18 protein-coding genes are annotated in these 24,595 nt (G+C 40.1%); 17 read left to right on the plus strand and 1 reads right to left on the minus strand.

Going from position 1 to position 24,595, the window contains the following annotated elements; all coding sequences use genetic code 11:
• Positions 1 to 22: 22 nt before the first annotated feature.
• The 8 genes from DVR12_RS24070 to DVR12_RS24105 all read left to right on the plus strand — a co-directional run bounded on the left by DVR12_RS24070 (position 23) and on the right by DVR12_RS24105 (position 14,649).
• Positions 23 to 3,592 carry a SusC/RagA family TonB-linked outer membrane protein gene (locus tag DVR12_RS24070; protein ID WP_199417192.1) on the plus strand — a complete coding sequence of 1,190 codons (3,570 nt, stop codon included), beginning with the start codon at positions 23 to 25 and terminating at the stop codon, positions 3,590 to 3,592.
• A 21-nt stretch (positions 3,593 to 3,613) separates the two neighbouring features.
• Complete coding sequence (locus tag DVR12_RS24075; RefSeq protein WP_116978448.1) at positions 3,614 to 5,134, plus strand: SusD/RagB family nutrient-binding outer membrane lipoprotein; 1,521 nt, start codon at positions 3,614 to 3,616, stop codon at positions 5,132 to 5,134.
• Positions 5,135 to 5,307: 173 nt separating this feature from the next.
• Positions 5,308 to 5,904, plus strand: coding sequence for an RNA polymerase sigma factor (locus DVR12_RS24080; RefSeq protein ID WP_158563359.1), 597 nt, complete (start codon positions 5,308 to 5,310; stop codon positions 5,902 to 5,904).
• 63 nt (positions 5,905 to 5,967) lie between these two features.
• On the plus strand, positions 5,968 to 7,110 hold the full coding sequence (locus DVR12_RS24085; protein WP_158563360.1) for a FecR family protein: 1,143 nt from the start codon (positions 5,968 to 5,970) through the stop codon (positions 7,108 to 7,110).
• A 126-nt stretch (positions 7,111 to 7,236) separates the two neighbouring features.
• Entirely contained in the window at positions 7,237 to 10,635 is a 3,399-nt protein-coding gene (locus DVR12_RS24090; protein WP_116978368.1) for a SusC/RagA family TonB-linked outer membrane protein, read from the plus strand.
• Positions 10,636 to 10,658: 23 nt separating this feature from the next.
• On the plus strand, positions 10,659 to 12,089 hold the full coding sequence (locus DVR12_RS24095; RefSeq protein WP_158563361.1) for a RagB/SusD family nutrient uptake outer membrane protein: 1,431 nt from the start codon (positions 10,659 to 10,661) through the stop codon (positions 12,087 to 12,089).
• 25 nt (positions 12,090 to 12,114) lie between these two features.
• Positions 12,115 to 12,990, plus strand: a complete 876-nt coding sequence (locus tag DVR12_RS24100; RefSeq protein WP_116978370.1) for a DUF4843 domain-containing protein — start codon at positions 12,115 to 12,117, stop codon at positions 12,988 to 12,990.
• Between the two features lie 30 nt (positions 12,991 to 13,020).
• Positions 13,021 to 14,649: a PKD-like family lipoprotein gene (locus DVR12_RS24105; RefSeq protein WP_116978371.1), complete on the plus strand. Its 1,629-nt coding sequence runs from the start codon at positions 13,021 to 13,023 to the stop codon at positions 14,647 to 14,649.
• A 68-nt stretch (positions 14,650 to 14,717) separates the two neighbouring features.
• Here DVR12_RS24105 and DVR12_RS24110 read toward each other — a convergent pair whose 3' ends face one another.
• Positions 14,718 to 15,476, minus strand: coding sequence for an SDR family NAD(P)-dependent oxidoreductase (locus DVR12_RS24110; protein WP_116978372.1), 759 nt, complete (start codon positions 15,474 to 15,476; stop codon positions 14,718 to 14,720).
• Positions 15,477 to 15,557: 81 nt separating this feature from the next.
• Between DVR12_RS24110 and DVR12_RS24115 the strand changes: the two genes are divergently transcribed.
• From DVR12_RS24115 to vgrG, 9 genes are all read left to right on the plus strand, one after another.
• Entirely contained in the window at positions 15,558 to 16,244 is a 687-nt protein-coding gene (locus tag DVR12_RS24115; RefSeq protein WP_116978373.1) for a GNAT family N-acetyltransferase, read from the plus strand.
• 364 nt (positions 16,245 to 16,608) lie between these two features.
• The gene (locus tag DVR12_RS24120; RefSeq protein ID WP_116978374.1) at positions 16,609 to 17,214 is read left to right on the plus strand and encodes a DUF4255 domain-containing protein; all 606 of its coding nucleotides are present in this window, start codon (positions 16,609 to 16,611) and stop codon (positions 17,212 to 17,214) included.
• A 7-nt stretch (positions 17,215 to 17,221) separates the two neighbouring features.
• The gene (locus DVR12_RS24125) at positions 17,222 to 18,433 is read left to right on the plus strand and encodes a hypothetical protein (RefSeq protein WP_116978375.1); all 1,212 of its coding nucleotides are present in this window, start codon (positions 17,222 to 17,224) and stop codon (positions 18,431 to 18,433) included.
• A 10-nt stretch (positions 18,434 to 18,443) separates the two neighbouring features.
• A complete protein-coding gene (locus DVR12_RS27955; protein ID WP_233522455.1) occupies positions 18,444 to 20,960 on the plus strand; it encodes a phage tail sheath family protein in 2,517 nt (838 codons plus the stop codon).
• A 35-nt stretch (positions 20,961 to 20,995) separates the two neighbouring features.
• Positions 20,996 to 21,430, plus strand: coding sequence for a phage tail protein (locus DVR12_RS24135; RefSeq protein WP_116978376.1), 435 nt, complete (start codon positions 20,996 to 20,998; stop codon positions 21,428 to 21,430).
• A 17-nt stretch (positions 21,431 to 21,447) separates the two neighbouring features.
• On the plus strand, positions 21,448 to 21,909 hold the full coding sequence (locus tag DVR12_RS24140; protein WP_116978377.1) for a phage tail protein: 462 nt from the start codon (positions 21,448 to 21,450) through the stop codon (positions 21,907 to 21,909).
• A gap of 9 nt (positions 21,910 to 21,918) precedes the next feature.
• Positions 21,919 to 22,110: a DUF5908 family protein gene (locus tag DVR12_RS24145; protein ID WP_116978378.1), complete on the plus strand. Its 192-nt coding sequence runs from the start codon at positions 21,919 to 21,921 to the stop codon at positions 22,108 to 22,110.
• A gap of 4 nt (positions 22,111 to 22,114) precedes the next feature.
• On the plus strand, positions 22,115 to 22,831 hold the full coding sequence (locus DVR12_RS24150) for a CIS tube protein (RefSeq protein WP_116978379.1): 717 nt from the start codon (positions 22,115 to 22,117) through the stop codon (positions 22,829 to 22,831).
• Between the two features lies 1 nt (position 22,832).
• Positions 22,833 to 24,587, plus strand: a complete 1,755-nt coding sequence (gene vgrG, locus DVR12_RS24155) for a type VI secretion system tip protein VgrG (RefSeq protein ID WP_116978380.1) — start codon at positions 22,833 to 22,835, stop codon at positions 24,585 to 24,587.
• Positions 24,588 to 24,595: the final 8 nt, after the last annotated feature.

Below are 24,595 nucleotides of genomic sequence, written 5' to 3' on the forward strand. Positions count from 1 at the left end.
ATCGCATTTAAACTTAACGATGATGAAAAAAACTATTTCCGCTTTGCGGCGGGGCATGTTATTCCTTTTGCCTAAGAAAGTCAGGGCAACAGCAAATATGCTTGCCTTGCTACTATGTACAATGGTATTGAGTGCTGCTGCTGAAGCACAAAAAGTAACCTTGTCGGTGAAACAAGCATCCCTGGAGGAAATTTTTAAAGCTATTCGTCAGCAAACCGGATACTATTTTTTGTATAACAACGATTTGCTGAAAAATACTGTTCCTGTAAGTCTGCAGGTCAAAAATGCCGAACTTACTGCCGTAATGGATCTCTGCGTAGCCGGACAACCAATTGCGTACAAAATTATTGATCGGACTATTACTTTAAAGGAAGCTGATAAGCCGGTATCCAATAAAGTTGAAGTAGCCGATACCGTAGTAACAGGTAAGGTTACCGATGAAAAAGGAGCAGCGCTGCCAGGAGTTACTGTTACGGTGGAAGGTACTTCCAGAGGCGCTGTAACTGATGGTAGTGGAAAATACACCTTACAGGTGCCATCTGGTGCCAACGCGCTCGTTTTCTCCTTCATTGGATTCACCAAACAAAGAGTAGAGTTGGCTGGCAATACTACCATCAATGTAAAATTATCTGAAGGTTCCAAGGGGCTTTCGGAGGTAGTTGTTACCGCTTTGGGTGTTAAAAGAGAAACAAAGTCGCTCGGCTATACCGTTGCTGAATTAAAGGGCGCCGATCTTTCTCAGGGTAAGGAAGCGAATGTGGCTAATGCTCTTTCTGGTAAAGTAGCCGGTGTACAGGTTAGTCGCCCTGCCTCTGGTGCCGGTGGTTCTTCAAAAGTAGTGATCCGTGGTAATAACTCACTAGTTGGTAATAGCCAGCCTTTATATGTGATTGATGGAGTGCCTTTGGATAACCAGAACTACGGAGCTGCGGGCAGCACCGGGGGAATCGATTTCGGAGATGGTATTTCCAATATCAATCAGGAAGATATAGAAAGTATTTCTGTGCTTAAAGGTCCAAATGCCGCTGCATTGTACGGACAAAGAGGTAGCAATGGCGTGATTCTCATTACCACCAAATCGGGTAGTGCGCGTAAAGGAATTGGAGTTAAATTTAGCAGTGATTATTCTATAGGCAGTGCATTGGTAACGCCAGACTTTCAGAATGAATATGGTCAGGGTTTGAATGGTGATTTCACCCATTTCAGAGGAGATGATGGTAAGATTTATACTATGGCACAGGCAAAACAACTTGGAATAAAAGGGATGCCTAAAATGAGTGCAGGCCGCGATCGTATTGCTCGTAGTAGCTGGGGCCCGAAAATGGAAGGCCAAACGTATGAAGACCAATGGGGTAATATTTTACAGCTTACTCCACAGCCTAATACCTATAAAGATTTCTTCAACAACGAAAAACAAAGAGTTAATAATGTGAGTGCTGATGGTGGAAATGATAAATTGAATTATCGCTTCTCCTATTCAAATACCCACGTGGATGGTTATGTGCCTACCAACAAATTGGATCGCAATACCTTTACACTCCGTACTCAGGCTAATATTACTTCTAAGTTTCAGTTAGACGCTAAAATCAACTACGTATCTCAAAAGGGAAAAAACAGACCAACCTTGTCTGATGCTTCCGATAACCCGGCTTATTTGTTTATCAGCCAGCCTCGTAGCATGCCACTCAGCATATTAGCCAACGATACCTGGACCGCAGAGGACATTGCCAAACAATTAGGTTTTAGTGGTATTACACCCGGAACTGAAAAAACCTATGCTACCAATAGCAGTACAGCCAATCCATATTGGACAATCAACCATACTTCCAATACAGATCAGCGTGATCGCGTAATCGGAATGTTGCGTTTATCCTATGATCTGACTAAGTGGTTGAAAGTTTCTGCCAGAGGGGGTACAGATTTTTATACAGATCAGCGCCTGCGTTGGAGAGCAAAAGGTACCTATCAAAGCACCAATAGAAATGGCGATATCGAAGAAAGAGTGCTGAGAGTACGTGAAGATAACTATGACGTATTATTAACCAGCAACTTTGAGTTAAACAAGGATTTTAGTCTGGGATTGAATGCTGGTTCCAGCCACCAGAAGAAATTCCTGCGTATGACAGGGAACACTGGTAAAGAGTTTATCATGCCTAATCTGCATGTGATCAACAACACTCTTACCAATAGTTATCTGTTTGATCTGCAGGAGTCCGAAATCAACTCAGTTTATGGGTTCGGTCAATTATCCTACCGCGGCTACTGGTTCCTGGATTTCTCTGCAAGGAATGACTGGTCTTCTACTTTACAGAAACCAAATAATTCTTTCTTCTATCCGTCCGTTAGTACCAGCGTTATAGTAACAGATCTGTTTAATATTAAAAATCAGGCGATCCCATTCTGGAAAATCCGCGCATCTGTGGCACAGGCCGGAGCTTCAGGTAATCCGTATCAGTTGACCGGTGCCTATACCCTGGATCAGTTTACCCACGGTGGGCAACCATTAGGATTTTTTACTTCAGTAATTCCTGATCCGAATTTAAAGAATGAGTTAACAACCTCAGTAGAATTTGGTACTGATGTTCGCTTACTGAATAACCGTTTAGGCTTTAGCTTTACTTACTACAATGCCTCTACTAAGAACCAGATTATGGAGATCCCGTTACCTCCATCCAGCAAATTTGAAGCACGTCGTATCAATGCCGGAGAAATCAGGAACAGAGGAATAGAAGTAGCTATTAGCGGTACACCTGTTAAACTGGCGAATGGATTTACATGGGAAAGTTCTTTCAACTTCTCTAAGAACCGCAATGAAGTAGTAAGTCTGGCTGAAGGTGTAGAAACCTTTGTTTTAGGTAGTGACAGAGGTATCAGCGTTATTGCTGCTCCCGGAAAACCTTTTGGTACAATGATGGGAACCGGTTTTGCATGGATTAAAGATGCGGAAGGAAACAGATTGATTGATCCGGCAACCGGACTGCCACTGCGCACCAGCGTATCTCAACTTACTGAACTAGGTAATGCTTTACCTGATTGGACAGGTGGTTTCTCCAATACTTTCCGCTTCAAAGGGTTTACATTAGGCTCGCTGATAGATATCCGCCAGGGTGGTGTGGTTTATTCTCAAAGTAATAGGGAGGAACTGATTTATGGTACTTCCCGCCGCACTTTGGAAGGAAGAGAAGGTGGTTATGTGGCTAAAGGAATGTTGGCTCAGAAAGATGGAAATGGTAATTGGGTAAGTACCGGCAAAGCTAATGGTATGGAAGTCAAAGCACAGGATTATTGGAATGTAGTTGCCAGCGATAAGGAAAACGTAGTGTCTGAAGAAATGATCAATGATGCCAGCTACATTGCAATGCGTGAAATTAGCTTAAGCTATCAGTTACCGGCTAGAATCTTCACCGGAAAAATTGTGAAAAGAATGGGTGTAGGTGTTTATGGAAGAAACCTGTTTTACTTCCAAAGACATACTGATGGATTCTCACCAGAAGCATCAGGCTTCAACGTAAACAATTCTTCCTTAGGCCTGGAATCTACTTCTCTGCCTATGATGAGAAACTTTGGTATTAACCTGAGCCTCGATTTTTAATCGCATCTAAAAACAATGGAAATGAAAACTAAATCAACAAAATATACCGCAGCAATACTGATAGCAGGTGGATTGATGGTTGGAGGCTGCACAAAGGATTTTAGTCAGCTTAATACTCCACCTACTTCTGTAACCAGCATAGATCCTGGAATTTTATTATCAAAAGTAGAAAAGGATGCTGCTTTTTCTGAGGGAACAGAAACTATTAATATTCACGTTGGCTCCTGGATTCAATACTGGGCAGGTGGAGTAGTTGCTCCGGGTTCCCGTTATTTTCAGGTAACCAAAACCGATAATGCTGTTTGGGCGGCACACTATACCTTGCTGAGAAATCTGGGTCAGATCAGAAATCAGGAATTAAAGGGACTGGAAAATGATCCGGCTGGCAGAACCAAACTGGCGATTGCCAGAATTCTTGAAATTTCTGTATGGCAACGACTGACAGATTTGTACGGGGATGTTCCATTTTCTCAAACTACCGAATTTGCTGGAAGTGTAAATAATAAGCCTAAATACGATAAGCAGGAAGATATCTATAAGAAGCTGATTGCCGATCTGGATGAAGCACTTGGTAAATTGAATTCTTCTGATTTATCTTATGGGAATGCCGATTTTTATTATAAAGGATCAGTAGATAGCTGGAAGAAGTTCGGTAACTCACTGAAACTTCGTTTAGGTATGCGCATTAAATATGCAGATCCACAATTGGCTGAGAAGGTAGTGAAGGAAGCAATGGCTCAATCTTTATTATCAGATAATAAAGATAATGCAGCTGTTCCTACATTTAATAATGCGCAAACTACCAATGCCAATCCGGTATTGCAGCAGATGATGACAGGGAGCTCTGATCTGAGATATCTTGCATCTGGTTTGGTGTCGACATTAACTACTAAGAAAGATCCAAGGCTTACAATGATTGCAGCGCCTACTGTTAATTCACAGAAGAGTGGTCCTTTGGAGTATAAAGGAATTGGAGTAGCGTTAACTGATGAGCAGTTAAGTGGCATGATTAAAGATAATTTCTCCACCGCTTCAATGACTACCTGGTTTAATCAGAGCCTGGCGTCTCCAATCCCGGCATATGTATTTACCTATGCAGAAGTATGCTTCTTTAAAGCTGAAGCTGCACTGAAAGGTTGGGGGGCTGTTCCCGCTGATGCTGAAAAATTTTACCAGGATGGTATTCGCGCGGCTATGGCACAACAACCTTATAATATTACGGCCATTCCACAGACTTATATTGATGCCGAATTTTCATTGGCCGGTCTCACAGAGGAACAGCAACTCGAAAAAATTCATACTCAGAAATGGATTATGTTATTTGGTCGTGATTACGAAGCTTTTGCAGAATGGCGCCGTACGGGTTATCCGAAGTTAGTACCTGGCGACAATAAAGGTTCTACCAATGGAGCTATTCCTCGCCGGGCTGCTTACTCCAACCAGGAGGCCTTGCTGAATACAGAGAATTATAATGAAGCTGTTTCCAGGATGGCGAATAAAGATACCTACCTTTCAAAAGTATGGTGGGATCAGAAAAAATAAGACATTGATTTTCAGATAGTCATTGTGGTTAGATGAAAGATATTTATCTTTTATCTAACCACTTTCTTTTTTATAGTAATTCAAACAAATCAGTTATTTTTTATAGTTTTAGGCAGATTAATAATGATATAAGCCGAAAAATCGGCTACTGTGCCATAAATAGCTGTACCAAGATGTTAAATCCGTTATCGGAGAAGGAATTGCTACAACGCCTGGCGGAAGGAGATGAAAATGCTTTCGCAGCGATATATAAACAGTATCAACCGAAACTCTATCTATTTATTTTCCCCTTGACAGCTTGTTCCCAGCAGGATGCAGATGAAGTGATACAGGATATTTTTTTCAAAATCTGGATGCGCCGGGATACAATGTTAACCGTGAATAACTTACAGGCCTATCTGTTTATGATGGCTAAAAATCGCCTGCGCGACTGGCATCGTCAACAACAGGCGAAAAATCAATTAACCGCCACTTTACAATATCATCATCCCCAGCAACATGAAGAAGTAGAACATAATACATATTTTCAGGAGTACTCTGTAATTGCACGTAAAGCCATTGAAATGTTACCGGATCAGAAAAAAAGGATATTTGCCATGAGACATGAGGAGGGATTGTCGCTGGATGAAATCGCCTTACAATTAAATATTACCAAGTTTGGTGTGAAAAAACAATTATACGATGCCGTGAAGTTTGTGAAAAAATACCTTAAAACCAATGCAGATATAGATATGCCTCTTCTTATACTCCTGCTTTTTTACTTCCGCTAAAAAATTTTTTCAAATTGAGGTGTTCTTTTCATTTTATCGTACGTCTTATATAAGATGACACCCATGCAAAAAGATATTGTTTCAGTACTGATAGGCAAATTTGTAGCAGGAACGCATTCTGAAGAAGAAACACTGCAACTGAAGGAGACTATTAAAGACGCTACAGCCACAGACTATGAGTGGTTGCTGGCTTACTATGAACAACAGTTATCTGCTTTTGAACCTACAGGGGAGCCAGATCAGAAATTGTTCGACAGGATACAGCAACAGATTAAAGCAATGGATGAAGATACCATTGTTCGCCCGGGTATTCGATGGTGGAAATATGCTGCCGCAGCAGTATTACTAATAGGAATGGTGGTTGCCGGACTGAAGTTGTATTATCAGCCTTCTGCCAGCAAATTGGCAAAAAATATCGAAATAAAGCCTGGTGGTAATAAGGCTGTATTACAGTTGGCTGATGGAAGTAAACTCCAATTGGATAGTAGTAATAAAGTAATAAATGTTGATGATCGAACTGTTAAACAAAATAATGGTCAGCTTCAATATATAACAACCAACAAAAGTGCAACTACCTATAATGTTTTAACAACACCCAGAGGTGGGCAATTCAGTGTAGTCTTATCTGATGGAACGAGGGTTACTTTAAACGCTGCTTCATACTTGCGTTACCCGACCGAATTTACAGGTACTGAAAGAAAGGTGACACTTATCGGGGAGGCATATTTTGAAGTGGCTGAAGATGAAAAACATCCGTTTAAAGTAGTATCAGGAAATAAGGTTGTAGAAGTTTTAGGTACAGAGTTTAATGTGATGGCCTATCCTGAGGAACCTGGTTACCAGGCAACTCTGGTTACTGGTAAGGTACAAGTACACGTAGCAGATAATTCGGCTGTTAGCCTCACACCCGGTTCAATGGCAGAAGTACGGGAAAATGGTAACATCGATGTATTATTAGCTGATATTGAAAAGGTAACAGCATGGAAAAATGGATACCTGTCGTTGAACAACAGTAGTTTTAAAGCCTTAATGAGACAGGTAGAAAGATGGTATGATGTAGAAGTGAAATATGAAGGAATAGTGCCGGACAGGCAATTTGGAGGGTTCATGGGAAGAAATGTACAGTTATCAACCTTAATACAATTTATAAAAAAGAACGGAATTAACATCCGACAGGAGGGCCGTACAATAATCATAATGCCATAACAACCAGCATATTTAATTAGAATTAAGCATAAATCAACCAACCAATTAAAATAGGTATTTGCATGCAGTAATTACCTGACTGCTATCCCTATGCCTATACAATCGTAAAAATCAAAAACCAACCGCATGAATTTTCTGTCAACCAAACCATTGTCGGTTATGAGAATGACTGCCATCTTGTTGCTAGCCACTGCATTGCAGGTAAGTGCTAGCACCTCGGCTCAGGAGGTAAATCTGAGTGTGCGAAAGATGCCGCTGGAAAAAGTATTTACTGCCCTGGGAAAGCAAACTGGTTACGCCTTTTTTTGGGACCAGCAACAGATCAATGCTATTCAACCTGTTAGCGTGAATTTGCACAATGTATCTTTGAAGGTTGCATTGAACACCTGCTTGTCGGGTGTTCCTCTAACCTATGAATTAATAGAAGCTGGAAAAACAGTTTTTATTCGCCGACGTAGTGTTGAGTCTGCACCTGAAGCTCCGATACAGCAATTAATAACCGTTTCAGGGCATGTTGGCGGCGAATCCGGTCCTCTTAATGGTGTGAGTATCATTGTTAAGGGAACCCGAAAAGGTACCAGTTCGGATGATCGTGGTGAATTTATCTTAAGAGATGTAGACCCTCGCGCTGTACTTGTATTCAGCATGATTGGTTTCCAGGAACAGGAAGTATCGGTACAGGGTAAAACCTCCCTGCGAGTTTTTATGAAGGTAAAAACACAACAGGTGAATGAAGTACTTGTAACTACCGGTATCTTCACCCGCCGTAAAGAAAGTTTTACTGGTGATGCAGCAACCTATACGGGTGAACAACTAAACAGAGTTGGTAATCAGAACGTATTGCAAAGCCTGAAATCTCTCGACCCCGCCTTTATTGTTATAGATAATAACATCGCTGGTTCCAACCCCAATGTTATGCCCAATATGATGTTGCAGGGGAAATCAAGCATTATCGGAACTACAGATAAATATTCTACAGATCCCAATCAACCTTTATTTATACTTGATGGTTTTGCCACTACAGTAGACAGAATAATCGGATTGGATATGAACCGTGTAGCTTCTGTTACTGTGTTGAAAGATGCAGCATCTACAGCAATATACGGCTCAAGAGCTGCTAACGGAGTTATCGTTATTGAAACCAAACAACCGGTAGCCGGAAGAATGAACGTTTCTGCTACTTTTGATAACACTACTTCGTTTGCCGACCTCCGTGATTATAATATGATGAATGCAGCAGAGAAACTGGAGTTTGAAAGACTTGCAAATGCATTCACGAAATCCCTGGATAATGCACCAACATATTACCAGCTAAATGAAAGATATACAAAACATTTAAATGATGTGTTGGGGGGTGTAGATACCTATTGGATGGGTTATCCTATTCATAAATCTGTGCTGGCCAACTCATACAGTGTTCAGGCCAGTGGTGGTGATACCCGCTTCAGATACGGTTTGGGAGGAAAATACAGAGATGAGCCAGGAGTAATGATTGGTTCAGAAAGAAAGTCAATTGGTGCGAATGTGGACCTGACTTACAGAACTTCAAAATTCAATTTCTCCAATCGTATTTATATGGATACCTATAAGGCAAAAGAATCGCCTTATGGTTCATTCAAAGACTTTGTAAATACTATCCCATATTATAAACCAACAAACGATGAATTCCTGGAGGTAAAATCTGATTTGTATAGCGGCCAGGATGTTCTTGTATGGAATCCTTTATTTCAGGCAAAGCTGCCGAAGAAAGACGAAACAAGAAACTTCAATATCACCAACCAGATCCAATCTTATTACATGATCACCGATCAGTTTAAGGTGGAAGCAAAATTAAATCTCGGATATTCTACCAGTGAGCATGAAATCTATAAATCCCCAAGGATGAAAGAATTTGCTCAAAAGGAATTTACAGCAAAAGGATTGTATTCAAACGATCATTCCAGGAACTTTAATTATGAAGGATACTTACAAGCGAGTTATGGTAAGACCTGGGAAAGTGGACATGAAATGAATTTTGTTCCGGGTTTTAACTTCGATGGAAGTAAAATCATAGGAAACGTATATAGTGCTGTTGGTTTCCCGGAAGTAGATCAAATCTCTCCCTCCTTTGCAAATGGTTATCCAATTGGCGGAACTCCGGAATATAGCTCTGTTCAGAAACGTTCGGTTAGTGGATTTTTAAATGCTTACTATGGGTACAAGAGAAAGTACATGGTTGATTTTGATTATCGCAGAGATGGATCTTCCATTTTTGGCTCCAACAGAAGGTTTACGGATACCTGGACTTTCGGCGCGGCCTGGAACCTACATAATGAGAATTTCATAAAATCACAGAGTTGGATTAGTTTCTTGAAATTAAGGGCAAGTATTGGTAATCCGGGTAATCAAAGTTTTGGTTCCTATAACTCCTTCACTACCTATGGCTATAATAAAGGTGCCTTAAACTCTTATGGAATGGGAATGTTGGCATTAGCCTGGGGAAATCCGGATCTTGATTGGCAAAAAACCTTAAAGAAAACCATAGGTCTTGATACCAGGTTACTGCACGAAAGAATTTCATTAGTGGTGAATGTTTACGACAACGTTACTGATCCGCTGATTGTGGATATAGGTGCTGCTCCCTCCACAGGAAGTACTCAACGTATGTTCAATATCGGAAATTCTACCACCAAAGGATTTGATTTTACAATTTCAGGAGTTGTAGTGCAAAATGAACGGGATCGCTTTTATGTCAGGCTAAACCTGATGGGTAAACGTGAAAGTACTGTATATGGAGGGCTTGGTAATGCATTGGATGCACTGAATAGAAAAAATCAGAATGTATTTGATACCAAAGGTGCGAATCACGATTACTCTCAGATTAGCCTTAACCTGCAACGCTACCTGGATGGAGGACATCCCGATGACCTGTGGGCTGTTCAATCTATGGGAATAGACCCCGGAACTGGTAGAGAACTTTTTCTTTCGAAAGATGGACAACTGACCTACAATTATGATGTTGCGAATATTGTAAAAGTAGGAAATTCGATGCCGCTCATGCAGGGCGTTGGTGGTATCAGTGTGCAGTACAAGGGATTTAATATGAATATGGGATTAAGATATATGTTACAATCCCAGCAGTTTAATAACGGTGCATTTTCCAAAGTAGAAAACCTGACAAGAGATCAGGTGTATAATCAAAACCTCGACAAACGTGCATTGTATGAAAAATGGAAAAGGGTAGGAGGTGTTGCGCAATTCTCCAAAATTCCGGATCTGACATATGCCTCTGGATCAGGTGCCAACTGGGATGCAGTGAGAATGTCTTCTCGCTTTATTCAGGAAGAAAATACATTAAGTGGTGAAACTTTCTCTGCAGGTTATAATTTTTATCAGTCTGCATTTCTGAAGAAATTGAGTCTGCAAGGATTAAACCTGACTGCATACATGAACGATATTTTCCGCATTTCAAATATTAAACGCGAAAGAGGTATAGATTATCCTTATGCCAGATCTTTTTCTTTTAAGGTAAATGCTACTTTCTAAAGTTATACTGTTAAATGAAAGTTATGAACAAAGTATTTAAAAATATATGCTTGGCCGTAGGTTTAATCACTACTGTAAGCTCCTGTGGTAAATACCTGGATGTTAAGCCAGAAACAAGTGTATTGGAAGAAGAAGCGTTTAAGTCAGCCGCCGGGTTTCAGACGGCTTTAAATGGCGTTTATCTTCAGTTGAGTTCATATGATATGTATGGAGGTAAAATGCATATGGCTTTCCCTGAATTATTAGGGCAAAGATATTATCAGACTAGTTCTAGTTCCTACTATTCAATTGCCAGCTTAAATTATGCTGAAAAGAAAACGAAGGATATGGCGGCTGACTATTGGAATAATAATTATAAGTTGATTGCAAATCTTAATAACATCCTGGATCATTTACCTGGGCGTAAAAATTTGTTTGCTGAAAATGATTATAATACAATATTCGGAGAAGTCCTGGCATTGAGAACTTTCCTGCATTTTGATCTGCTGAGAGTCTTTGGGCCTGTATTTAATACCAGTGACTCTGTTAAATCATATATCCCTTATTACAGTTGGCGTTCTGCAGAAGCACGGCCTTATCTGCCGGCTAATCAGATTACTGATAGCTTACAAGGTGATATTACTGCTGCGTTAAAATATCTTAAATCTGATAATATTATTAAAGGAGCTGCCAGCCCTACCGATTTGGGATTTCCTTTACGTAAGACAAGGTTCAATTATTATGCAGCGAAAGCTTTACAGGCAAGAATGTTGCTTTACCGGAATGATAAGGCTGGCGCTTTTGAAGCAGCCAAAGAAGTCATAAATATACAGCCAACGCTTTTCCCATTCTCAGGGAAAAATGCAGCGGATGTTCAAAATGATCCGTCGCTATTGGGTGACTGCCTTACATATCTGGAAAATACTAAATTACCTGTATCATACGATAACCTATTTGTATATACACTGGACGCTTCAGCTTTACTGGCACCACGTCAGGAAGTTCTGGCGGTAATTTATCCGGAAACAGGTGATGCAAGGATGCAAACTGCAGTGTGGCGACCGGCTTCAGATGGTTCAAAGAGTGTTTGTTTTTATAAATATGCACCGATATACAGACAAAGTGGGTCTGTTAAATATCAGGTGAATATTGGTGTGCCTCTAATAAGGGCATCTGAGTGTTACCTAATTGCTGCGGAGGCTGATCCTGATCCTTTAGATGCAGTAAAATACCTGGATGTGGTAAGAGTAGCAAGGAATATACTGCCAACATTGGCAAATGCTACTTTAAGAACTGAACTGACTAAAGAGTATAGAAGAGAATTTTTTGGAGAAGGACAAATGTTCTTTTACTATAAGAGAATTAACTCTGCTACTATGCCTAATAGTTCCAGTACTAGCACAACGGCAACTATTTCTATGAATAGTACTAAATACATAGTGCCAATTCCGGATGATGAACAACTAGCTCATTAATTTATTCACCTAACTACGTAAAGAAATGAAAAAGTTTTATATACTAACGTTGATGGCAGTTTTGGGGTCTATGAGCTTTCATAGTTGTAAGAAAGAACCATTAATGACTTTTAGAGCCGAGAATAGTGTTTATTTTAAAAGTAATACAGAATACATCTACATTGGAGTGAGAAATGAAAAGGGTATATACATAATGGATACCTATAACTATTCTGCAATTGATACCCTGCCAATGGATACAATGTATGCCAACTTCAAATATTATAATGATACTTCCAGTGTTATTCGTATGAATCTTGAAGTAAATGCTATGGGGGATACAAGTAGCCAGGACAGAACATTTGCAATTGAAGTAGATCCTTCAAGTACCTTATCTTCAGATCTCTTTTATATAGATCCGGCAACCTGTAAAATTCCTCATGGTAGATTATCTGTATCAGTGCCATTGTACTTTAAACGAAATGCAAGCCTGGTTAAAGAATATAAATTTCTGACTTTTAATTTGAAGGCAAATGAAAATTTCTTTATCAATTATAAAGGAGAGTTTTCAACAAATTATAAAACTAAATACAAGTCAGTCCTGAGCCGTACCTACGCAATAGCAGACAAGATTCCAAGACCTACTTGGTGGGGAGTTTCTCCAACTTCTATTGGAACTTCCTGTTTTGCTGCTTTTTCTATTGCAAAAGTTCAGTTTCTAATGCGTGAATTACAAATACCTTTTACCATGTTTCTATCGAATTCTCCGGATGTAAGCCTCATACTCGGATTGGCGCAGAAGTACAATTGTTTTCTGGCAGAACGCCGGAAAGCAGGGCATCCTGTAATGGATATAGATGATGAAACAGGTAAGGAGTTTGAGATGAAATCAAGCAGCAGCGGAGGTTCGCTTTGCGACTAGTATCATTTATTCAATTGCAAAACTTGTATCATGAAATCAATCAACAAAATATTGTATGCTGGTCTTTGCTTCACTGGTTTACTCAGTAGTGGATGCTATAAAGATTTAGGTAATTATAATTATAAAGAGGTCAATAACTTTATTATAGATAGCTTTCCTCCTTCATTGTTTGTTTACCAATTCGATACCCTCAAAATAAACCCTAAGATTGCCGGTACACTTGAGCAGGCAAATTATGACGATACAGCAAGATTTAAATATCGTTGGGTTTTAGGTACTGCTAATACAAGTACGAGCTACCCTGGTACCATCATTGGTACCAGTCGGGTGCTTAATGCGAGAATCACACCAAGCCCGGGCCCATATGGATTGTATTTTGAAATGACCGACAAAAAAACTGGTCAGATTTTTATGCAACGAAATACAAATCTTACTATTGGTTCTTCTACCTATGAAGGTTGGATTTTATTCAGCGATGTTAAAGGAAATGCGCAGCTGGATATGATCAATTATATTAATGGAGAAACAATGATTACCAGAGATATACTCTCCCAATCTCCTGAAATTCCCAAGCCATTAAAAGGACCAAGAAAAGTAGCATACATTAATAGTGGTACACTAAATGCAATTCCACCTCCTTACCATGCGAAGTCTTATGGTAATATAGATAAAGAGTGGATTTATATCACTACAGATCAGGGTGGATGGAAGTTGCGCAACGATTATTTCTTTACCCAGGGGGCCTGGAACAATGTGAAGGAATTGGTATCATCAGTTCGTGACAGCGCCGGTTTTAAACCCCTTTATCACGGAAATGGTGAGTCAAATAACAGTATTCAGGATGTTTACATGGTTGATGAAAACAATGATATTTATGAACGCAACCCATTCCGATATTATGTATTACCAATAAACAGGGTGTTGAGTGAAGGAGCTTTCAGAGCCGCACCATTTATTGGAAGAGCATATACTTATTCATGGCAACATAATACAGTATTTTATGATATTGATCGTAAACGCTTCCTGCGCTCGTATCCCGAAAGCGGATACTGCACACAGATTCCTACTACACAGGGAATTCAGTTGTTCGATTTTAATCAGGTAGGAATGGATATGGTATTCATGAGAAGTATGGATGAGATTAATCTAACCTATGCATTGATGAAGGATGCCTCAAATACATATTGGTTGCTTACTTTTGATGCAAGAAATGAAGTCACCCAGAATGTGAAAATTAAAGTAACAAGTCCGGAAATTGATAAGGCAAAGTTCTTTACTATTGATAAAACCACTGGTGTATTTTACTATGCTACCGATAGTAAGGTATATGCCATCAACAAGGATTTTCCCAACACTTATTATCAAGTTTTGGATGTAGGTAACAGAAAAATTTCCTGGATGGATGAACATCAGTTCTCCAAAGGTTATTATTCCTATAATGGGGATATTAATTATGTAAGAAATACAACGAATCGTGAACCTTTCATTGCCAACTGGATTGGAGTAGCCACTTATGATCCGGGCAACCTGGAATACGGAACCGGTAATATTACATTTTACTATGCGAAGGATTATCTGACAGCTCAATCTTCCTTTGTGAAAAAGGATGAGTATAAAGGATTCGGAAAAATAGTTAGTGTATCTTATAGAGAAAGATAATAATATTTGAAATTAACCATAAAAAAGCACTGGGTTTTATAGCCCAGTGCTTTTTTGTAATAGTTTAATTACTTCGCTGTCTGACCGCCATCAATAACATATTGTGCTCCCGTAATAAACTGACTGTCGTCGGAGCCGAGGAATAGCACGAGTTTGGCGATTTCAATTGGTTTGGCATACCTGCCCAGTGGAATTCCTGCGGCAAAGGATTTTTGCATTTCCTCAGGTCTTCCTGGTTCATAACCGGCTTCAATAGAGCGCATCATACGATTATCGACCGGTGAAGGGTGAATAGAATTTACACGAATTTTACGTGCTGCAGCTTCTAGAGCAGCTGTTCTCATAATACCTATGGTGGCATGTTTGCTGGTTACATAAGCAATGAAATTTGGAGAACCTCCCAAACCTGCTACGGAGGATGTGATAATCATACTTCCTCCGTCATTCATCAGTGGTAAAACATATTTGCAACCCAGAAATACCCCTTTTACATTCACAGCCATTACTTTATCAAAAACATCTTCAGGAAAATCAACAATGGGCTTTACAATACCTTCTATACCTGCGTTATTGAAGAAGATATCTATTTTGCCAAATTTCTTGGCTGCTTCCTTCGCATATCTCTCTACTTCCTTCCCCTGGGTCACATCTGCTGCAACATAGGCAGCATTGCTTCCCAACTCACTTACAGCCTGTTTCAACGATTCTTCATTTAGATCTACCAACACAACTTTTGCTCCTTCGTCTATAAATAGTTTGGCAGTGGTTTTTCCGATGCTGCCAGCTCCTCCGGTAATGAGGGCAACTTTGTTCTCCAATCTTTTCATATAGATTTTTTTTGTTGATTATATGAATGTCGTACGCCTTTTTAACAAGTAGCAGACAGGAATGTTTACTATATTTAGCGAATGAATGATGCTTTACTGAATAATCCTGTCTGGTCAGCCCTAACCACCGAACAGGCATCTTTTGCCAGAGGAGGGGAAATATTTAAAAGATTTCAGCCTGGAGTACTGTCTTTTGCGGCTTGCCAACATCCGGAAACCGATAATCCAGCTACTTTAGAACCTTGGTTAGAAGAAAATGAAACATTTTATCTGGTAGGTAAATTACCCGAAATCCCTTCAAAATGGCATATTATTAATACACTGCCTTGCGCGCAAATGGTGTTAACAGAATTGAACACAGATCTAAAATTTTCCGATCTCCCGATTAGAAGGTTAGGAGAGAAAGACAGCACTGAAATGTTTGAGTTGATTAACAGCATTCAACCCGGATATTATTTCAAAAACACTCATAAGCTAGGTTCATATTTTGGTATCCACCTGGATGGAAAATTAGTGGCGATGGCAGGTGAAAGAATGAAGCTTGCTGGTTTTACAGAGCTCAGTGCTATCTGTACGCATCCGGATTATAGAGGGAGGGGATTAGCACAACAACTGATAGTTGCCTTATGTGAGGAACACAGGCAGTCTGGTAGCACTTCTTTCCTTCATGTTGCTACCGCTAATACTGGTGCGATTAAACTATATGAACATATGGGATTCAGACATCGTACCGAAATCAATTTTACGAAATTACGTATAGGAGTATAACTACTCCTATACATTTCGTTGATCTGTATTTTTGTGAAATACAATATGATTATGTAGAAATACTTTAGATCAAACGTACAAATACGTAATTTGAAAAAATTCTTTTTGTGTATGTTGCTATTTCAAAATTATTTTCTACTTTTATTTCAACTTATCGACTGTTTGATGAGACAAATTAAATAGGATCATAGATTAACTCCTTAATAAACGAAAAACCATATAGAATAGCCGTATTTAGTAGTTCCCCAAGGTAATAATGGAGTGCTGTTTGTCAGTTAATTTACCCTTTATTTCCAGTATGATAAGTAAATTTTCAGTGTAGATTAGTATCGTGTAAAGACAACCCCTTTAATTTTCTTTTGTTATGATTTTCCAGGCAATGGAACTAATCAGGCAGAATGTAAATGCATTTGTTGCATCTGCTATTCCGCTAAATAATCCTGAACCAGTAGTTCTGGGTAATATCGCCTTTGCTACGCCTGATAATCCTGCAACTGTGTTGGTAGATGAATCAGCACAGGTATATATGACCATGGTTAATGTGGAGGAAGAAGCCACCTATAGAAATCTGGCAGCTGTCAGACAAAGTGAAATTCGACCAATGGCCTATGTTAATCCCCCAATTTATCTGAATATTTTTATTCTGTTTTCTGCTAATCATAAAGACTATAGCACGGCACTTAAAGTACTGGGATTGATTCTGCAATTTCTGCAGGGAAATAGAACCTTTTCTATCTCTCAAACACCGGTTGCTGCAACTGGTGTATTCACCAACCCCGGTGCTGCTGAAAATGATATCAAAATAACTTTAGACCTCATGAGCCTTACTTTCGAACAAGTCAACTACCTCTGGGGATCACTGGGCGGAAAACAACAACCGTTCCTACTATTTAAAGCGCGGCAAATTGAAATTGATGCTGCAAGAATGACCGCAACAGGGCAGCCTATTTCTGAAATAATGATCAATTAATAAGGATATGCAAACGCTATATCGGAAATTATTTGAGGTGCAATGGCACCACGATTACTTCCTGATTCCCGGAGTTGTAGTTAGGTATCCTGACTTTTACAATATTCAAAGAATGGTGAAGGTTTTTCCGGATAATCAGACTGTCCGGTTACTGAATCAGCATAGGATGTTATTTAAAGATACTCCCATGGGATTTGTAGTATTAATAGAAGCTCAGGATTTAGGAGCCGGGAAATTCGCCACCAAGGTAGATTTAGACCCGGATTCAAAATTTACTTTCTGCTGGTCGCTGGAAGATCGGACGTTTGTGAATTACACTAATTGCAGGGTAAACGAATCTGAAGATGCCATCTATTATTTCAGTAACAGAACTGGAACTGCTATTGGTACCGATGTTTATCTAAACAAATCTCTTGTTCCTTTTGGTACCCCCTATAATAATCAACCTGCCTATTGGTTGGGAGATATGATGGTTTTGGGAGGTAAGGTCTATGAAGCGATTGAACAAACAGTACCCTTAATTAATTTTGCCGCTAATGCGGCCAAATGGCAGGAAGTAGGTTCTACAGTTATTAATTACGTGAACCCGGCCGACAGAATGATCAGAAAAGGTACACGTTTCGTATACAACAGACCCAATACAAAGCCTGGAGAAGTGATTACAATGCAATTGCTGGATACAAACGGCAATGCCATACAGCTCGGCGATCAGCTTACCTATCGCAGTAGCCTGAACGCGTCAGAACCTGTAAATATAGTATTGAACCTGGAACAATTAGAACAGGGCCCCTACAAACTAATTGTTCAGGAATTACCAGCTGCAACTCAGCATCCTTTTTATTATGCTAATCCGATGCTGTCGCCCTTTCTTGCCGGAGCATTCGACTTTTTCACTACGGGAGCTCCACCTGCATTAACTTTTTGCACGAAAGATCTGGTAACAAAGAGATGGATTTTAGATAACCCCAATAAAACATTCATGATTCGTTTCAGAAACCGACTCACTCACTGGCAATATTTACGTCAGGATCAGACAATTTTTGATCAACCTCCGGACCCCCGACCTCTCACCTGGTTCTATTCCCGGTATACAGTTGCAGGCCCGATGGGAACTACCATTCCAATGCCTGATCCAACGCCAGACAGGATTATTACGGAAATAGATCCGGTCTCTCAATTAGTAAAAAACATCTATTCAAAAATATATCTAGCTAAATAAATCGCTTTTTATGCCAAGTACTTATAAAACACCGGGTGTGTATGTTGAGGAAATAAGCAAGTTTCCTCCTTCAATAGCTTCAGTTGATACAGCTATCCCCGCATTTATCGGGTACACCGAAATCGCCGTAAAAAACGGCGTTTCTTTAATAAATGTACCTACCCGGATCACTTCCTTCCTGGAATTTGAACAGTACTTTGGCGGACCTCCATCCAGAGATGTGATTGTACGCCTCAATGCTGCAAATCAATACCTGTATACTCAACAAAAAGGCAACTCCTTTTTATTATACGACTCGATGCGCCTTTTTTATGATAATGGGGGCGGTATCTGTTATGTAGTTGCTGTTGGTGGTTACGATTCTGCAGCTTCCATTGGTAGCGATACTACTGGTATTCTTGGAGGTTTAAAAGCCCTGGAAAAATACGATGAGCCAACATTGATAGCTAGCCCAGATGCTACTACACTGAATGGTGATTTATATACCTTCCAGGTAAAAGCAATCAATCAGTGCAACGACCTGCAAGACCGCTTTCTTATTTGCGATCTTAGAAAAAATGATGAAAACAAAGCCGGATCTACACATGATGATTTAGTAGCTGAGTTTAGAAATAATATTGGGATCAACTACCTTAAATACAGTGCTGCTTATACTCCTTGGTTGCAGACATCTCTGGATGCCGGACTTACTTTCAGAGATATCACTTTTGCACTGGATTCAGACCCTGCGCCAACCGCTGCTTCTTCATTGGCTTTACTAACGTCGATGACTACATCGACCTCGGTACCGCTTACTCAGCTGTTGTATGATCTGAGCAATGCTATTAAAACAGTGGATGCACTCCAACAAAATCTCAAACCCGGGGGAGGAGGATTTGTAGATGCCGGTGTTGCAGATGTGGATGGGCAGCTTAGAAAGCTACAGCAGGATTTTATGAAGCTGTATAATGATCCAACAAAAAATACTTATGCTTTAATGTTGCCGGCTGTTGCAGCTATTTATCAGAAATTGATAGATATTATCGCATCTGTAAAGGTGATCTATGATTCATTGCCAACGATAGTTGGTCCTACAATTTCAAACGCTCTCCCAACACAAACCGTTGAGTTTAAAATGCGGAATGATATTGCTACTGTAACTACACAGTTAAAATCATTACTCGCATCTTTAATTACACATCATTTTGAAATAGCTCAGAAAAGTGCTGGCACTAAGATTCTTGATGGTAATAATCCAAATGTAAAAAATGCACTTCAACTAACTGGCATTAATTCATTAGCTAATGCAACTCGTGATGCTGCCGTTGAGCTATTGTATCGTAGCCTGGCCATTAAAATTGCTTTGATGGATCAATTGTCTAAGATTGCCAATGCTGCAAGTGTGGGCCCGGCTGCTACAGATGCAAGGGATGCTGTTCTGGCTGCAATCCCTGATTTTGCTACACTTAAAGCTTCAATAGATGCACAGTTTACAATCGCTGCTGATCCAACTCCCGCAAAGGTTGTTACTAATCTGACAACGAATTTAGCTGCTGCAGCAACCGATAAAGACAGAGTAATATTAATTATAGCCAAAACATTTGCTGACGAAGAAAACAAAGTGAAAACTCCGGCTGTACTGGTACCTGTTCCTCCTGGAATACCGGAAGCCATAGTGGCCGCGGTTATTCCAATGCTTACTGATGCTCAGCAAAAGGTCACTGCTGCTGCTATCAGCGGAACTTTAAAAGCAGATGTTGTAGCTGCTCTGACTTATACTCCGGTTGAAGCAAAGGAATATCCGATGATTGCCAGCGGAGTTATTACAGGTACCGGCGTATCTATTGCTGGCTACTATAAAAGTTTGGTAACTACGGCAGCTGCCTACGAAGATGTATTTGATCAAAGCCTCCTTCAATCATTTGGCACCTACAAAACTTTTGTGGCAAAAGCAGGTCAATCTTTGATGGTATTGCCCCCTGCTGCCGCAATTGCCGGAGTATACACCAGTGTAGATGATAACAGAGGGGTATGGAAAGCTCCTGCAAATGTAAGCCTTGCCTCCGTATTAGGGCCTTATCTGATCCTCAACAACAAAGACCAGGAATCATTGAATATTGATCCGAATGCTGGTAAATCTATTAATGTAATTCGTGCATTTACCGGTCAGGGTACTATTGTATGGGGTACTCGCACGCTGGCAGGAAATGATAACGAATGGAAGTTTATACCTGTTCGCCGTTTCTTTAACTATGCGGAAGAATCAATCAAAAAAGCTACAAATGTTTTCGTGTTCGAACCTAATGATATCAATACATGGGTTAGAGTGAAAGCAATGATAGAAAACTTCCTGACACTGGAATGGAGAAGAGGCGCATTAGCCGGTGCTAAACCTGGCGATGCTTTCTATGTGAAAATAGGATTGGGCGAAACAATGACACCTAATGATATTTTAGATGGTACTATGATCGTTGAAATAGGAATGGCAGTAGTAAGACCAGCAGAATTTATCATCCTCCGATTCGCTCACAAAATGCAAGAATCCTGATCACTAATTGTTCACAGCTAAACTAACAATATTATATGGCAAATTATCCAATGCCGAAATTCCATTTTAGAGTGGAATGGGGGGCAGATGCCCAAATAGGATTTACAGAGGTTACCGGGTTGACAATTGAGTCAGACGTTATTGAATATCGCGATGGTAGTAGCCCGGAGTTCCATAAGATCAAAATGCCAGGCTTACAGAAACTGAGCAACATAACGCTTAAAAGAGGAACATTTCAGGGGCATTTGGAATTTCATGAGTGGATTAAAACTATCTCCATGAATACTGTGGAAAGACGGAATGTTACCATTCACTTACTGAATGAAAAGCACCAATCGGTAATGACCTGGAAAGTATTAAATGCCTGGGCTATTAAAGTACAATCCAGCGACCTGAAATCTGATGGCAATGAAGTGGCTATTGAAACTATGGAAATAGCTCATGAAGGCATTGAAGTTTCAAAACCATAATACTAATATTCCCAAGTATGGCTGATACCTATTATCCACCGGTTTCATTTCATTTCAAAGTAGAATTCCGATTTACAGAAGAGTTACATGGTGTAACCGCTGGTAAGAATGATATTATGTTTCAGTCGGTAGGCGGATTATCTACAGAGATCCAAACAGAGACTTTAAAAGAAGGTGGCGAAAATAGGTTCGAACATGAAGTGCCGGTTCGGACAAAATATCCTAACCTGGTATTGAAACGTGGACTAATAAAAGATTCTGGCCTGATAACCTGGTGCCTCAATACTTTCGAACACCTCGAAATCAGGCCGGTAGACCTGGAAATTAAACTACTGAATGAGAAACATCAGCCATTGCTAACCTGGGCCGTAAAACAAGCCTGGCCTAAAAAATGGTCGATAGAAGATCTTACTTCAATGGAGAGCAAAGTGCTAATTGAAACACTGGAACTTCGTTATCAATTCTTCACGATCCTTTAACCACTTGCTATGCCCGTAGAAATAAGAGAATTGTATATCAAAGCAGTAATTGATACCGGTAAGGCATCGGCCCCTGCCCAACTTCCGGGAGAAACATCTCCAGCGCCCGCGACAACCGATCCAAACCAGCAACAGGATGATCTGATCGCTGTATGTGTTGAAAAAGTGCTGGAAGTTTTAAAAAACAGACAAGAAAGATAATCGCATGTCTAACGAACTTGATAAAGTAAAAATAACTTCTTACAAGTCATCTACTTTTAAAAAAGACCAGAAAATTTCTTCAGGTGATTTTACTGTATTACTGAACCCTGAAGGATATACACGCTCCTATAAGATTAAATACAAAGAGCAACAGGCTTCCGGAACTAAATCTCAGCAGATGAACTTTGATAAAGTTGAACCGGAAGATATAGATATGGAATTTGTATTTGATAAAACAGGAGCGCTTCCTGGTACTTTTAAATCAAAAAACCAGGCGGGAATCAGTGAAGAAAGCAAAGACGGAATCTGGCCGGATATTATTCAGTTTAAGAAAGTAGTGTACGACTATAAAGGGGTAATACATCAACCACCTTACCTGATCATTCAATGGGGTGAACTGATCTTCAAGTGTGTGCTGAAAGAAATGACAATTAACTTCAAATTGTTTAAACCCGATGGTATACCTCTCCGGGCTATTGTAAAGTGTAAATTCACCAGTACTGTAGAAAATGAATTAAGGGTTAGGCAACAAGGCGATCAATCTCCGGATATTACTCACAAAAGAATAGTTCAGGCAGGAGATACATTGCCTATGCTTTGTTACAAAGTATACGATGATCCTGCGTATTATCTTCAGGTAGCCCAGGCTAACAAATTGGCTGATTTTAGAAACCTGACTCCTGGAATGGAGTTGATCTTTCCTCCGGTTCAAAAAACATAGTATGTCCAATACCCGTACAATACCAAACAGAGTTGCCGGTGCTGCAGTTACTTTTAGTATCAGAATCAATGGTAAAGAAATACCTCGCTCTTACGAGGTCTATGCAGTTACCGTTATCAAAGAGGCTAATCGTATTCCTCAGGCGAAAGTGACATTGATTGACGGAACCCCAGCCAAAGAATCTTTTGCTGCCAGTAACGATACCTTATTTGTTCCCGGAGCTGCTATAGAAATTTTTGCGGGCCATCAGTCACAGGAAGATTGTATCTATAAAGGTATTGTAATAAAACACGGAATTTCCATCAGAAAGAATGGATCATCCCAATTACAGCTGGATTGCAGAGATTCAGCGGTATTAATGACGCTGACTAAAAATGCTGCTGTCTACTCTGATATGAAAGATACAGATATCGCCAGTAAGATTTTTAATAAATATCAATTGTCACTTAATGTCAGTAAAGAAACAACGTATAAGCATCCGGAGCTAATCCAATACGACAGCACAGATTGGGATTTTTTGCTGGAACGTATGGATGTTAATGGACGCCTCGTTTTTGTAAATGACGGAAAAGCTGTTATTGGAGTTCCATCATTTTCAGATGATCCTATTCTGACTTTACAATATGGAGCTACCATTTTATCTCTCAATGCTGAAATGGATGCAAGAACCCAGCTCACCGGTGTAACTGCTACTACCTGGAGTCCTGCCGATCAGGCTTTACTGGAAGTGCAGGCACAAACTCCGGCCAGTATTAAGGAGCCTGGAAATTTTACCGCTTCCCAATTGGCTAATGTTACCAAAAATGCATTGACGCTCAGACATGGTGGTAATCTGCCAAGGGAAGAATTGCAGTCATGGGCCAATGCCGCCTGGCAAAAAGCCATGCTGGCAAAGATTACCGGTAATGTAACATTCGATGGTTTTGCTGGCATTAAACCAGGAGATTTATTACAAATTCAGGGAGTTGGCGATCGGTTCAATGGTAAACACTTCGTTTCCGGAATCAGACATGATATCAGTAACGGAGGCTGGACTACCACCGCACAATTGGGAATGGATAAAGCCTGGTATGCTCAACAAATTGCACATAATAATTCAACCCCAACTTCATTACTTCCACTGGTGCATGGATTACAAACCGGTATTGTAGCACAATTGCAAAAAGATCCTTTGAATGAAGACCGGGTACTCGTGAAAATTCCAATGGTAGATGCAGTGGCTGAAGGTGTTTGGGCTCGTATCGCCACTTTGGATGCCGGCAAGGATAGTGGTACTTTTTTCAGACCGGATATAGACGATGAAGTAATCGTAGGGTTTATTGCCAATGATCCCCGACAGGCTGTAATTCTGGGCATGCTGAATAGTAGCAAGAAACCTGCTCCAGTTACCGCCAAAGATGAAAATAAAGAGAAAGGTTATTACAGTGACAGTAAAATGAAAGTTGTCTTTCAGGAAGGAGATAAAAGTATCCTGATGGAAACTCCTGCAGGTAACAGCGTTTTACTGTCTGAAAAGGATAAGGGCATTACATTGCAGGATCAGAATGGAAACAAACTGGTGATGAACCAGGATGGAATTTCAATTCAAACTGCCAAGAAAATTACTCTGAGTTCTTCTGGCGGTGACGTGGAAACAGCCGGTTTGAATATTAAGCATGCGGCCAAAGTACAATTCAAGGCAGAAGGAACTGCGGGGATGGAATTAAGTAGCAGTGCTATTGCAAAGTTGAAAGGCTCTATTGTTCAGATAAATTAAATCTTACA

The organism is Chitinophaga silvatica, from assembly GCF_003419895.1.
GTDB lineage: Bacteria > Bacteroidota > Bacteroidia > Chitinophagales > Chitinophagaceae > Chitinophaga > Chitinophaga silvatica.